Raw genomic sequence first — 12,062 nt, forward strand, 5'->3', positions numbered from 1 at the left:
AAATAACGTACAAAGAAAGCGTCGATGTTATTTATTACCATTCAGAGACCCACGCCATCAAATCTTGTTGGTGAAGAACACCAACAAGGGCGATAGGTCTGTATTTACTTTGCGTTGACTTTGCCTGCCCGCCGAAGCTTCAGCGAAGGAGGGCGCCCTTTGCCCCTTTCTTTGCTCGCCGAAGCTTTAGCGAAGGTGAGGCGGTTCAAATGATTTACAGGGTTGCGCCTAATCGTTAAGGGTCGCATGCACCAGACAGCGTCATGCCTATACGGCGCAGGCCGCGAACCGTCTTTCAAAGAGTCATTCCTCGGCTTCTTCTCATCACCGTCGATCGAAGAATCTAAATAAATCGATCTCCATGATGAGTGGACACCCCTTTGAGGCTCTGAGATAGAAGAATCGTGTCCACTCACAAAAATAAAACGAACCACATATGGAAAGAACGATGGATATTACCCCAGTAATCACTAAATTTTATAGCCCAAAATAGAACGATACGATCTAACAGACCGACAAGCCACGCTTACCCTATCAAGCCACCACAACAACCTGATTACAAAAAAACAACACCTCATGATCCAAATAGGCCAGCACCTAAAACCATCCGACTTCGCTAGCAAACTCCAATCCTTCTGGGAGCTCTCCGGAAAAAAAATCGACCTCATCGAAAAGCACTACCACGCCTCACAAGGCTCGCCCGTCTTCACCGTGCAGGGCCGGTACACCACGCGGGGATGGACCGAGTGGACACAAGGCTTTCAATATGGCGCCGCCATCCTGCAATATGACGCCACCGGCGAAGACCGGTTCCTCGAGCTCGGGCGGAGAAAAACTGTTGAGCTGATGGCCCCGCACGTGAGTCACACCGGCGTGCATGATCATGGCTTTAACAACGTGAGCACCTATGGCAATTTGTTGCGGCTGATGAAGGAAGGCAAGACACCTGATCAGGAATGGGAACGGAATTTTTATGTGATGGCCCTGAAAGTGTCCGGTGCCGTACAGGCCAGTCGTTGGACAACCATCAAAACGGGCGGGTTTATTCATTCCTTTAATGGGCCGCACTCCCTCTTTGTAGATACTATCCGCTCGCTGCGTTCGCTGGTGCTGAGCCATAGCCTGGGTCACATCCTTCAGACCGAAGGCGATGTGCGCATCGTTTTGCTGGACCGCGTCATCCAACACCTGCAGGCCACGGCCGACTATTCCGTGTATTACGGCGAAGGCCGCGACACCTATGATGTATGGGGCCGGACCGCGCATGAGATCATCTTTAACGTGAAAGACGGAAACTACCGCTGCCCCAATTCACAACAAGGCTACACCGGCTTTAGCACCTGGACGCGTGGACTGGCGTGGGCCATGTGCGGTTTCGCCGAGGAGCTCGAATGGTTCGACACCGTGAACGAAGACGATCTCAAAGCATTTTCCGGAAAAGACAAAATCATGGCCGTGATGCTGAAGGCCGCAAAAGCAACGTGCGATTTCTATATCGACCACACCCCCACCGACGGCGTGCCCTATTGGGACACCGGCGCGCCCAACCTATACCGGCTTGGCGATTACCTCGACCAGCCCTCGGATCCCTACAACGACTTTGAACCCGTAGACGGCTCGGCCGCCGCCATTGCCGCGCAAGGCTTGTTGCGGCTTGGACATTATTTGAAACGCAAAGGAGACGAAGCCGCCGGCAACCGCTACTGGCAGGCCGGCCTCACGGTGATGAACACCATCCTCGATGAACCCTACCTCAGCGTCAATCCAAAACATCAGGGCTTGCTCTTGCATTCCGTTTATCACCGGCCCAACGGCTGGGACTATGTTCCCGAAGGAAGTAAGATCCCCAACGGAGAATCCAGCATGTGGGGCGACTATCACGTCCGCGAGGCCGCACTCTATCTGCAACGGATCATGAACAACGAAACCTATCACACCTTTTTTAATATTCAATGAACGCCGCACCCAAAGACCTCTCAAAACTTTGCATCCACACCATCACCACCAAGCCGTGGGCCATCGAAGAGGCTGCAAAAAATTATGCAGCCGCCGGCGTGAAAGGCATCACCGTTTGGCGCGACGCACTCGAGGGGAGAAACATCCGTCAGACCGGCAACCTGCTGCGCGAGCATGACCTCACCGTGGTATCGCTTTGCCGCGGCGGGTTCTTTCCAAGCAAAGATCCAAACAAACGAAAAGCCGCCCTCGACGACAACCGGAAGGCCATCGAAGAAGCGGCTGCCTTGGGAACTTCCCTGATCGTCCTCGTCTGTGGTGCCGATCCTACACAGCCCCTGGAGGAATCGCGAAAACAAATCCAGGATGGCATTGCGGCGGTCCTTCCCGAGGCCTCGGCTGCCGGCGTGCGGCTGGCCATCGAACCGCTGCACCCCATGTATGCCGACACGCGCTCGGCGATCAACACCCTGGCGCAGGCAAACGACATGGCCGAAGCGTTGAACTCACCTTATGTAGGCGTGGCCGTCGATGTGTATCACCTTTGGTGGGATCCTTCCCTGCAACAGGAGATCAGACGCTGTGGCGAACACGGAAACCTGATGGCCTTTCACATCTGCGATTGGAAATCGCCCACAACGGACCTGCTATTGGATCGTGGGTTGATGGGCGAAGGTTGCATCCCCGTGCGGCAGATCCGCTCATGGGTGGAAGCCACGGGGTTTACCGGGTTTAACGAAGTCGAAATATTTTCAACCATCTACTGGCAGGAAGACCAAAGCGTGTTCCTGAAAAAGATCATAAAAGCATACCGCGAAAATTCATAAGCGTAAAACGTGATAATCCTCCAACCATGAAAGAACAGAAAATCGGCATCATCATGAATGGTGTCACCGGACGAATGGGCACCAACCAGCACCTGTTGCGATCCATTGTCGAGATCATAAAACAAGGCGGCATCAAACTGCGGTCGGGCGACCGGCTCATCCCAGACCCGATCCTGGTCGGCCGCGATGAAGATAAGCTGCAACGGCTCGGCGTTTTGTCGGGCATAAAAAAAATAACCACCAACGTCGACGAGGCGCTGGCCGATCCGCAAAACAAGATCTACTTCGATTCGCAGACCACCGGCCGGCGCGCCGAAGGCGTTCGAAAGGCCGTGAAGGCCGGCAAACACATCTACTGCGAAAAGCCGGTGGCCGTCGACACCAAAGAGGCGATGGAGCTCTACCAGCTTTGTAAAAATGCGGGCGTGAAACACGGTGTTGTACAGGATAAGCTTTGGCTTCCGGGCATATTAAAATTGAAACGTCTCATCCAGCAAGGCTTTTTTGGCAAGATCCTTTCCGTGCGCGGAGAATTCGGCTACTGGGTGTTTGAAGGCGACTCCATCCCAGCCCAGCGGCCTTCGTGGAACTACCGCAAAGAAGACGACGGCGGCATCATCGTGGACATGCTCTGCCACTGGCGTTATGTGCTCGACAATGTCTTTGGAAAAGTGAAAGCCGTTTCCTGCCTCGGCGCCACCCACATCCCCGAACGGGTCGACGAAAGCAACAAACGCTACAAATGCACCGCCGACGACGCAGCCTATGCCACCTTCGAACTGGAAGGCGGCGTGATCGCGCACTTCAACTCTTCCTGGACCGTGCGCGTGCGCCGCGACGACTTGCTGACCTTGCAAGTAGATGGCACCAAGGGTTCGGCCGTGGCCGGCTTGCGCGAATGCTACATCCAACACTATGGCAATACTCCCAAACCTGTATGGAATCCCGACATCGTCCAACCCATTAACTTTTTTGAGGGCTGGGCGAAAGTGCCGGAGCAGGAAGTCTTCGATAATGCTTTCAAAGCCCAGTGGGAGTTGTTCCTGAAACACGTGGCACAAGACGATCCTTTTCAATGGGATCTTCTGCAAGGCGTGAAGGGTGTCCAACTAGCCGAGAAAGGTCTGGAGAGCTGGAGCAAGCGATGCTGGGTTGATGTTCCTGAAATTTAAACCATGAAGTCCATGAAACGCGTAGCACTGATCACCGGAGGCAGCCGTGGCATCGGCTTTGGCATTGCCGAGCAACTGGCCAAAAACGGATTTGACCTCGCCATCAATGGCGTGCGCCCCGCAGCGGATGCCGCGGGTGCCATCGATACATTAAAAGCCTTGGGCAGTGATGTGGTGTATTGCCGTGGAAACATTTCATCGCCGGCCGACCGCGAAAATATTCTGGCCGACGTCCGGCGTCATTTCGGGAGACTTCATGTGCTGGTCAACAATGCCGGCATCGCACCGCGGGAGCGGCGCGACATCCTCGAAGCCACCGAAGAGAGTTTCGACGAGGTGCTTTCCACTAACTTGAAAGGCACGTATTTCCTCTCGCAAAAGGCGGCTCAATGGATGATCGCACAAAAGAAAAGCGACCCAGAATTCCGTGCGAGCATCATCAACATTTCTTCCATCTCCGCGACGGTGGTGTCGATCAACCGCGGTGAGTATTGCATCGCGAAAGCCGGTCTGAGCATGGCCACACAGTTGTTTGCCGTGCGCCTGGGTGAATTCGACATCCCCGTGTACGAAGTACGGCCCGGTGTGATCCACACCGACATGACGGCGGGCGTGACCGCAAAATACGACAAGCTCATCGCCGAAGGATTGTGCGTGCAGAAACGATGGGGCGAACCGGAAGACGTTGGAAAAGCCGTGGCCGCGCTGGCCAAGGGCGACTTCCCCTACTCCACCGGGCAGGTCGTCATGGTGGATGGTGGAATGACCATACCCCGATTGTAACAACCGATTAAAAAAATATTTGAATGAAAGATCTATCCACTAAAAGCACGTTCCAGCATCTAACGTCCATCCCAGTTCTGGTAGCGGCCTTAGGCTATTTAGTCGACATGTACGACCTGTTCCTGTTCAACATCGTGCGGGTGCCCAGCCTCAAGTCGCTGGGCCTGGCCGACGATCAATTGCTGAAGACCGGCATTGGGTTGTTGAACCTGCAAATGGCGGGCATGCTCATCGGTGGAATATTTTGGGGCGTCCTCGGCGATAAGAAGGGACGCCTGTCGGTGTTGTTCGGTTCCATTCTTATCTACTCGCTGGCCAACATCGGCAATGGACTGGTCACTTCCGTGGAAGGCTATGCCGTGCTCCGGTTCCTGGCCGGGTTTGGGTTGGCCGGTGAATTGGGTATGGGCGTCACGCTGGTGGTAGAGATCCTTCCCAAATCCATACGGGGCTACGGCACCACCCTGGTCGCCACCATGGGTGTATTCGGTGCGCTGCTGGCGTTTTCGATCGTTCATTTTTTCGAGTGGCGTGTGTCTTATTTTATTGGCGGAGGACTTGGCTTGTTGCTGATGGCCTTGCGCTTGAGGGTATTTGAATCGGGCATCTTCATCAAGCTGAAAGAAGCCAACACCCGGCGCGGTGACCTCCGCATGTTGTTCAACAACAAGACCCGGATATTGAAATACGTGACCTGCATCGTCATGGGCGCGCCCATATGGTTTGTCGTTGGCATCCTCATCACCCTCGCCCCGGAACTGGGCAAGGCCATGCAACTCGATGAGCCGGTCGATGCCGGAAAGGCCGTGTTGTTTGTTTTCGCCTCGCAGGTGGCGGGCAATCTCGTGAGCGGCTTTTTCAGCCAGTACTTGCAGAGCCGCAAAAAAGTGATCTTCGTTTTTATGGGAGGATCGCTCTTGTTTGCCCTGACGCTTTTGCTGGGTTCGATTAAGCACGCCAGCGAGTATTACATCTTGTGTTTGTGCCTGGGATTCTGCAGCGGCTATTGGACGCTATTCATTACCGTAGCCGCCGAACTCTTTGGCTCCAACCTGCGCGCCACGGTGGCAACCACCGTACCAAACTTTGTAAGGGCCACGATCATTCCCTTGTCGTCTCTTTTCATCTTGTTGAAAAATTATACCGGCACACTCTCGGCCGCGCTGATCACCGGCTTGCTCACCTACACTCTGGGCATGGTGGCGCTGTTGTACCTGGAAGAGACCTTTAAGAAAGACATGAATTATATCGAGGAAACCTGAAATGGACGCACCGCAGGCATCAGCATAACGCAGGATTTTCAAAATCGGGAGAATAGTCGTATTTTATAACACGAAAGCCGGACACCGAGATCTTCCGAAGATCGACCGGCAACGCTACAGTTATTTGATATCAAACCGTTGATCAGATGAAAAACGTACTCTTAGTAGATGATGATGCCGTTTTCAATTTCCTCAGCAAAAAAGTAGTGGAACGCCTGGGGGTGGCCACAGACATTCACACGGCATTGAACGGACGCGAAGCGCTGGATCTCTTCAACTCATACTACCAGGGAGCCATGACACTTCCCGATATTATTCTATTGGATCTCAACATGCCCGTGATGGACGGGTTTAGTTTCCTGGAAGCCTTCAATCGCCTCGAGGTAGCCGGCAAAGAACGGGTAAAAATTGTCGTCGTCACTTCTTCGCACGACCCCAGGGACATGGAACGGACAAAGAAGCTGGGGGTGACGGATTATTTGACAAAACCTTTACAGCAAAAAAAGTTGCAGGAGGTGTTGGAGGTATAAAATTTAGTAGCCAGTAGTCAGTAGCCAGTAGAATTTGGGATTTGGGAAAGTTCGCAAGAATCGGGTTCGAGTCTTTTGTCTCATGCTATAGTTTTGAATTAAATATTTAACACTATGGAAAATCAAAAAGGATTATCGAAGGAAGAGATCAACAAGGCCATTGTGGGACGTTGGTTTACAGATTTTTGGGGTGAGACGTGTAACCTCGGTATTGTGGATGAGTTAGCATCGCCGGATATGCTGCTTCAGTATTCGTTGCATGATCCACGCCGTGGGCGGCAAGACATCAAGGCCTTTATGCAAGATTTCAGGGCAGCTTTTCCCGATCTGAAATTTTGGGGAGCTGCGGATCTCATCGCGGAGGGCGACTATGTTGTCGGTCGTTGGGAAGGTGGTGGCACGCATACCGGTCCTGCTTTCAGCGACTTTCTTGCAGGGTCGTTGCCGGCTGCGACCGGGCGCAAAATGCATTTCACTGGAACAACGGTTTTGAAGTTGGTGAACGGTAAGATCGTTGAAGAGATCGGACTTGATGATGGTGTCACGGCGTTGACGCAACTGGGTCTTATCAAAGCATCGTAATCAAATGAAAAAGCCGGGGTCGCCCCGGCTTTTTTTAAATCATTTTGAACCGCCTCGCCTTCGCTAAAACTTCGGCGGGCAAGCAAGCAAAGTCAACGCAAAGAATGCACGGCGCGATAATTTTCTCATGGTGGCGTGAAATATTCCATGAATACCACTTTGCCCGCTTTAAAATATACGATCAAATAATGCTTTGCATCGTCGCCCCGCAAGACGAGGTATCTGGTGATCGATTTTATCTTGAAGGCTTCGAGCGCTTTAATGACATCGGCAGTCGTCATGCCGATGCCGATGCCTTGCTTGGTTTTGAATCTCGGGGTCTCCACATCCGCGTGGATCACGGAAGCGTCGCCGTGACTTGTTTTCAGGACGATAAAAATGTCGCTTCCAAAGGCAAACCGGTAGGCGGTATCGATGGCGTTGTTTTCGTGTTTGCTCCGCACAGGCTGTGTTTGGGTCTGGGGGGACGGTTGTGTGGATGAGCGGAGATATTTCATCGGGTCCGTTCCGAAACCAAAAAGGTCGGTGACGAGATTTTCGTCCTGAAGGACCAGGCTATCGCTTTTTATGGGTGCGCCATCTTGGGCGAGTATTCGCGTGACGCCAAAAATAAAAATGACCTGCAAAAAAAACTTCATGGCGATAAGGGCCAGGGGCGATGGGGTTTGAAAGTCCACCTGAACAGCCAATATAGACATTATTGCTGAGTTTATTTCAAGATACTTTCCGCTCCAAGGGCATTGCGTCAAAAGAATACATCACTTTGGCGAACCGATCGTGATTCGATTGTTCTCTTGGACCACGGTTACATTTGAGTCGATCGTGAAAGACGTCTTCAGTGCCTGGATGCTAAAGCCTCCTTGCAACGCTGCATCATATACATTGGAAAGATCGAGTTTTATGATATGCACCCATTCTGAAATGGTCACGGACGAATTTCCGGAGCCCTCAATGGACAGGTTTTCAAAAAAAGCATGACGCCCCACGGCCTCTGAAGTGAGGTGGCTTCTTTTGAGAAAGAATGAAAAAGAAGGCCGCTTTAAAAAATCATGCCCGCCTTTCAAATCGATATTGCTGGAGTCGGATACCACCACGGTGCCGCTGGGCAAGTACAGAACCAGTGTATTGACATCCTCTTTTCCCGGACAACACGCCGGAGCACTCAAGCGCAACGTATCGTTCGATGGCGCAACACGAAAGCTCGAAACATATTCCCGCGCCGCCCGCAATCGCAGGGAGTCGGATGCGACGATGCGGCAATTGGGCAGATTCGACAGCGAAACGACTTTTGCATCCTTTACCGGAATTCTTTCATACTTCAATTCATCATTGTTGCTACTGTGGTAGTCCTTGTTCCGGAACTTAACGTTTATCGTTACCGTGGTCAAGCCGGTCAAAACAAAGCTTGCCGCTACAAGCCCTAGTAAAATGATATTGCTGGCTTTAACGCGTTCCTTGAATTTTATCTCACCCTGTTGTTTCATAGCGATGGGGATTAGGCATTTTGTTTTTTATATTTTTTATAAAGCGGTTCCAGGTCGTCCAGGTCCATTTGCAAAAGCTGCAGGCTTTTAAAAAACGACGGCATCTCCTTTTGCATAAATTCGGACCGTCGGTACTCCAAGGCATTTTTTGGTCCGCCCGGGGACACGAACAAGCCGACACCGCGTTGGTTGTAGAGAATATCTTTTTGCTGAAGAAATTCATACGTCCGCATCACCGTGTTAGGGTTGACCTCCAACAACACGGCCAGTTCCCTGACGGCAGGGATGCGTTGTTCTACACTCCACGTTTTCGATATGATCTTCTCGCAAACGAAGTCGGCGATCTGTAAATAGATGGGCTGGGTTTCTTTGAATTCCATTCTATTATCCGTTTATAATTCCTTTTCCTTTAACCGGAAATAGGATGCCAGCCACAATAGCGGCGTCAGCAAAAACTTAGAAAAAATAATGGCGATACTGGCCAACAGGTAGGGCATAACGATCACCTTGTTGTCGCCGCTGGGGTCCACTATTTCGTAGGAATCAATTCCCTGCAAAAACTGTCCCTGGGGAAGTAGCATATGAACCAGCAAGAAAAGCAGGATAAAGCACACCCAAAGCAAGCCGAGGATTACCAATGCTTTGAAAAGTCCATGTTTGTTAAAATAAATAGAGGCGAGAATAAAGCCTGCCTGGAGCGGGAAGTACAGGTAAAACAAATCGCTCAGGGGCGCATCAAAGAAAGGGTTTTCAAAGTCGTTCAAATGAAAGATATCGACGACCTGCCAATGGGTATCAAATTTCCGATTGGCGATGCTTACGGCCGTCAAGTCAATCACGTAAAAAATCGCCGAGTATACAGCAAAGAACACCAGCACTCCGAAGAAAATATTGCATAGAAATTTCGCACCGGTCGACGCGGGTGTCAACAGATAGTTGATCGCCTTTGGTTTGACACCCAACTCGGAAAACAGCAATCCCGACGACAGGCATCCGGATAAAAACAGTGTGGCAAAATAATATGCGACCTGGTTTCTTTCCCTGAACAGAAAAGGGTTTGTAAAGGTGAGGTAAACGCCCAACCATAGAATTAAAAAAGCGCTGATGGCCAGGTAAAGAAGCGTGTAGACTTTGCGATTCTCGAAGGCATATTTCTTAAAGAAAAGAAATGAACGGCTAAGTTGAAGGGATTGAGATCTCATATTTCTGAATGGCTATTGAGTATGGACTTGATTTTCTTCGGATCGGCCATCGCGGCTTTATAGAGTAACTCCAAATCGACATTGCTTTCCGTCTCCTCCGTGTTTAGCGCTACGATCGTATTGCCGCGCAGGATCGACTCCGAAAACAAAGCATCTTTCAAATCGTCGGGATCAAAGGAAATTTTAAAGCTCAGCTTGCGGGCCACGGCGTCGAGACTTTGTTTGAGTAAGATCTCGGTATCTTTGAGGATCAGCACCTCGTCGATCAAGTTTTCAAGATCCTGGACCTGGTGCGAACTGATCAAAATGGTTCGAGAGTCCGTGGCCGCGCCGGCAATCACTTTGCGAAGTTGCCCTTTGCTGATGATGTCCAGTCCGTTGGACGGCTCATCCATTAACAGCACCGACACGTTGCTGGCCACACCAAAACTGATAAACACTTTCTTCTTCTGACCGTAGCTCATGCCTTGCAGCAAGCTGTCGGGAGGAATGTCAAAAGATCCGACGAAGTCATAAAAGGCCGCCTTGTCGAAGTTCGGATAAAAGGGGCTGTGATACTTTACAAAATCCGAAATGGAAATGTTCGGAAGATGAAATTCTTCCGGCACCATAAAGATATCCTCCAAAAACCCGGGTTCGCGACGCGCAGGAACGAATCCATTCACCTGGATGCTCCCGGCTTTCGGATACAACAGACCCGCAATGGCATACAATAAGGTTGATTTTCCAGTGCCGTTCTTACCCAATATGCCATAGACATGACCGGGTTCAAGCGTCGTGGAAATTCCTTTAAATACATGATTCTTTCCATAGTGGAAATGCAAATTCTGAATATCGATCATGTTTTGTGTATTAGTGTACTACTTAATTAGTACACCAAGGTAGAAAAAATTCCTTATGAATTCCAAATCCTAAAAAAAATAACTTAACGGTCTGAATTTAAGGACGGAGAAGCTCTTTCCAGCGAACTTCAACGAGGGGCTGCAATTGTTGAGTATCTCGTTGTCGAAATCCGGAGAACTTGACTTACATCGCCAGCATAACCGCCACATAATGACAGATGGCCGCCGTCAGCACAAACAGGTGCCACACGGCGTGCGTGTACAAGTATTTGTCCCACACATAAAAAATGATCCCGACAGAATAGATCACGGCTCCCACGCAAAGTAAGACGATCACCGGAAACGGTAAGTGATCAAAAAATGTCCGGCCACCGACCACCATGATCCACCCCATCATTAAGTAGATGATGATGGAAACCATTTCAAACCTGCCGGTATACCGCAGCTTGAAAACAATGCCGAAGACCGTCAGTCCCCAGAGAACGGACAACAAGGAAATGCCAAAGGAATCGTTCATGTATACCAGGAGAAAAGGCGTGTACGTTCCGGCGATCAAAAAATAAATGCTGATGTGATCGAAGATCTTAAAGACACTTTTTACCATCCGGTCTTGCGCCAGGTGAAATATGGTGGAAGAGGTGAACAACAACAAAAAACAAAAACCATAGATCCCCGACCCCACAATGCCGGCCGTGTTGTTGTGCGCCGTGGCCAATCCCGTTAATACCGGCAGGCCGCTAATGCCAAAGAGTGCTCCCATCCCGTGGATCAGGCCGTTAACGATCTCTTGTTTCCGTGAATAAGTCACCATGGGGTTCTCGCGCTGCTGCGGGTATCTACACCTATAACCCTGTTGGTAGCGTGAAAGTTTTAGCAGGCTGGACTGCCCACTGGCCCGGAGGTTGGATTTTTTGAACTTTTCCGGAACGTCCTGGTGAAAATATTTTTGCTGTCCTTTGTAACCTTTAAAGGGAAATTGGTATCTAACCTATAAGGTTTCGCAAAATTTCCTACCCCGATAACCATTACGGCAACCTGAACCAACCAAAAAATGAGACCCGATATCTATCCCAATCCAGCCGACGAATTTATACGGATTGACAACAGAACCCTGACGATAAAATTATACGATGCGTCGGGCGATGAGGTGCCGGTTGTCGTTACACCCCGGAGCGATGGCCAGTACATGCAGGTGGGACATCTGCCGGAAGGCATGTATTTCATCCGCACAAACGATCATGAAAACGTTGCCATGCAAAAGGTCCTGGTCCGGCACAACCCGTGAGGAGTTAATCCTAAGGCTGTGGAATAAGCTTTGAAGCGTATTTTTTATTTTTGAGGAGCGTCGCGACGGATAGATTTTCACCGTTATTGGTAACCTGAACGCGATCTTCGGTGTCTAACGTGCTGGATCCAAACCTC

At 50.7% G+C, this 12,062-nt stretch carries 14 protein-coding genes; 8 read left to right on the forward strand and 6 right to left on the reverse strand.

Going from position 1 to position 12,062, the window contains the following annotated elements; translation table 11 throughout:
- Nucleotides 1–576: 576 nt before the first annotated feature.
- The 7 genes from D4L85_RS30405 to D4L85_RS30435 all read left to right on the forward strand — a co-directional run bounded on the left by D4L85_RS30405 (nucleotide 577) and on the right by D4L85_RS30435 (nucleotide 7,112).
- On the forward strand, nucleotides 577–1,956 hold the full coding sequence (locus tag D4L85_RS30405; protein ID WP_119757890.1) for a glycoside hydrolase family 88 protein: 1,380 nt from the start codon (nucleotides 577–579) through the stop codon (nucleotides 1,954–1,956).
- Nucleotides 1,953–2,783: a sugar phosphate isomerase/epimerase family protein gene (locus D4L85_RS30410; protein WP_119757891.1), complete on the forward strand. Its 831-nt coding sequence runs from the start codon at nucleotides 1,953–1,955 to the stop codon at nucleotides 2,781–2,783. The genes D4L85_RS30405 and D4L85_RS30410 overlap by 4 nt, the downstream gene beginning before the upstream one ends.
- A gap of 26 nt (nucleotides 2,784–2,809) precedes the next feature.
- The gene (locus D4L85_RS30415) at nucleotides 2,810–3,955 is read left to right on the forward strand and encodes a Gfo/Idh/MocA family protein (protein WP_119757892.1); all 1,146 of its coding nucleotides are present in this window, start codon (nucleotides 2,810–2,812) and stop codon (nucleotides 3,953–3,955) included.
- A 3-nt stretch (nucleotides 3,956–3,958) separates the two neighbouring features.
- On the forward strand, nucleotides 3,959–4,738 hold the full coding sequence (locus D4L85_RS30420) for a 3-ketoacyl-ACP reductase (RefSeq protein ID WP_119757893.1): 780 nt from the start codon (nucleotides 3,959–3,961) through the stop codon (nucleotides 4,736–4,738).
- A 23-nt stretch (nucleotides 4,739–4,761) separates the two neighbouring features.
- Entirely contained in the window at nucleotides 4,762–6,000 is a 1,239-nt protein-coding gene (locus D4L85_RS30425; protein WP_119757894.1) for an MFS transporter, read from the forward strand.
- Nucleotides 6,001–6,146: 146 nt separating this feature from the next.
- Nucleotides 6,147–6,530, forward strand: coding sequence for a response regulator (locus D4L85_RS30430; RefSeq protein ID WP_119757895.1), 384 nt, complete (start codon nucleotides 6,147–6,149; stop codon nucleotides 6,528–6,530).
- Nucleotides 6,531–6,644: 114 nt separating this feature from the next.
- Nucleotides 6,645–7,112: an ester cyclase gene (locus tag D4L85_RS30435; protein ID WP_119757896.1), complete on the forward strand. Its 468-nt coding sequence runs from the start codon at nucleotides 6,645–6,647 to the stop codon at nucleotides 7,110–7,112.
- Between the two features lie 125 nt (nucleotides 7,113–7,237).
- Here the strand turns inward: D4L85_RS30435 and D4L85_RS30440 are convergent, their stop codons facing one another.
- From D4L85_RS30440 to trhA, 6 genes are all read right to left on the reverse strand, one after another.
- Nucleotides 7,238–7,810, reverse strand: coding sequence for a hypothetical protein (locus D4L85_RS30440; protein ID WP_119757897.1), 573 nt, complete (start codon nucleotides 7,808–7,810; stop codon nucleotides 7,238–7,240).
- 60 nt (nucleotides 7,811–7,870) lie between these two features.
- Nucleotides 7,871–8,596 (reverse strand): hypothetical protein, encoded by a 726-nt coding sequence (locus tag D4L85_RS30445; RefSeq protein ID WP_119757898.1) that lies wholly within the window; start codon nucleotides 8,594–8,596, stop codon nucleotides 7,871–7,873.
- Between the two features lie 11 nt (nucleotides 8,597–8,607).
- On the reverse strand, nucleotides 8,608–8,976 hold the full coding sequence (locus tag D4L85_RS30450) for a GntR family transcriptional regulator (protein ID WP_119757899.1): 369 nt from the start codon (nucleotides 8,974–8,976) through the stop codon (nucleotides 8,608–8,610).
- A gap of 12 nt (nucleotides 8,977–8,988) precedes the next feature.
- Nucleotides 8,989–9,798, reverse strand: coding sequence for a hypothetical protein (locus tag D4L85_RS30455; protein ID WP_119757900.1), 810 nt, complete (start codon nucleotides 9,796–9,798; stop codon nucleotides 8,989–8,991).
- Nucleotides 9,795–10,640 (reverse strand): ABC transporter ATP-binding protein, encoded by an 846-nt coding sequence (locus D4L85_RS30460; RefSeq protein ID WP_119757901.1) that lies wholly within the window; start codon nucleotides 10,638–10,640, stop codon nucleotides 9,795–9,797. Before D4L85_RS30460 ends, D4L85_RS30455 begins: the two co-directional genes overlap by 4 nt.
- 184 nt (nucleotides 10,641–10,824) lie before the next feature.
- Nucleotides 10,825–11,451, reverse strand: coding sequence for a PAQR family membrane homeostasis protein TrhA (gene trhA / locus D4L85_RS30465; protein WP_119757902.1), 627 nt, complete (start codon nucleotides 11,449–11,451; stop codon nucleotides 10,825–10,827).
- A gap of 240 nt (nucleotides 11,452–11,691) precedes the next feature.
- Between trhA and D4L85_RS30470 the strand changes: the two genes are divergently transcribed.
- The gene (locus tag D4L85_RS30470) at nucleotides 11,692–11,925 is read left to right on the forward strand and encodes a T9SS type A sorting domain-containing protein (RefSeq protein ID WP_119757903.1); all 234 of its coding nucleotides are present in this window, start codon (nucleotides 11,692–11,694) and stop codon (nucleotides 11,923–11,925) included.
- The last annotated feature ends 137 nt before the right edge of the window (nucleotides 11,926–12,062 follow it).

Origin of the sequence: Chryseolinea soli (genome assembly GCF_003589925.1) — a bacterium.
In the GTDB taxonomy this organism is placed as follows: domain Bacteria; phylum Bacteroidota; class Bacteroidia; order Cytophagales; family Cyclobacteriaceae; genus Chryseolinea; species Chryseolinea soli.

What these genes read in the sequence shown, in the direction of transcription:
- D4L85_RS30405 (WP_119757890.1), top strand. Translation starts at nt 577, where the DNA reads ATGATCCAAATAGGCCAGCACCTAAAACCATCCGACTTCGCTAGCAAA.
- D4L85_RS30410 (WP_119757891.1), top strand. Translation starts at nt 1,953, where the DNA reads ATGAACGCCGCACCCAAAGACCTCTCAAAACTTTGCATCCACACCATC.
- D4L85_RS30415 (WP_119757892.1), top strand. Translation starts at nt 2,810, where the DNA reads ATGAAAGAACAGAAAATCGGCATCATCATGAATGGTGTCACCGGACGA.
- D4L85_RS30420 (WP_119757893.1), top strand. Translation starts at nt 3,959, where the DNA reads ATGAAGTCCATGAAACGCGTAGCACTGATCACCGGAGGCAGCCGTGGC.
- D4L85_RS30425 (WP_119757894.1), top strand. Translation starts at nt 4,762, where the DNA reads ATGAAAGATCTATCCACTAAAAGCACGTTCCAGCATCTAACGTCCATC.
- D4L85_RS30430 (WP_119757895.1), top strand. Translation starts at nt 6,147, where the DNA reads ATGAAAAACGTACTCTTAGTAGATGATGATGCCGTTTTCAATTTCCTC.
- D4L85_RS30435 (WP_119757896.1), top strand. Translation starts at nt 6,645, where the DNA reads ATGGAAAATCAAAAAGGATTATCGAAGGAAGAGATCAACAAGGCCATT.
- D4L85_RS30440 (WP_119757897.1), bottom strand. Translation starts at nt 7,810, where the DNA reads ATGTCTATATTGGCTGTTCAGGTGGACTTTCAAACCCCATCGCCCCTG.
- D4L85_RS30445 (WP_119757898.1), bottom strand. Translation starts at nt 8,596, where the DNA reads ATGAAACAACAGGGTGAGATAAAATTCAAGGAACGCGTTAAAGCCAGC.
- D4L85_RS30450 (WP_119757899.1), bottom strand. Translation starts at nt 8,976, where the DNA reads ATGGAATTCAAAGAAACCCAGCCCATCTATTTACAGATCGCCGACTTC.
- D4L85_RS30455 (WP_119757900.1), bottom strand. Translation starts at nt 9,798, where the DNA reads ATGAGATCTCAATCCCTTCAACTTAGCCGTTCATTTCTTTTCTTTAAG.
- D4L85_RS30460 (WP_119757901.1), bottom strand. Translation starts at nt 10,640, where the DNA reads ATGATCGATATTCAGAATTTGCATTTCCACTATGGAAAGAATCATGTA.
- trhA (WP_119757902.1), bottom strand. Translation starts at nt 11,451, where the DNA reads ATGGTGACTTATTCACGGAAACAAGAGATCGTTAACGGCCTGATCCAC.
- D4L85_RS30470 (WP_119757903.1), top strand. Translation starts at nt 11,692, where the DNA reads ATGAGACCCGATATCTATCCCAATCCAGCCGACGAATTTATACGGATT.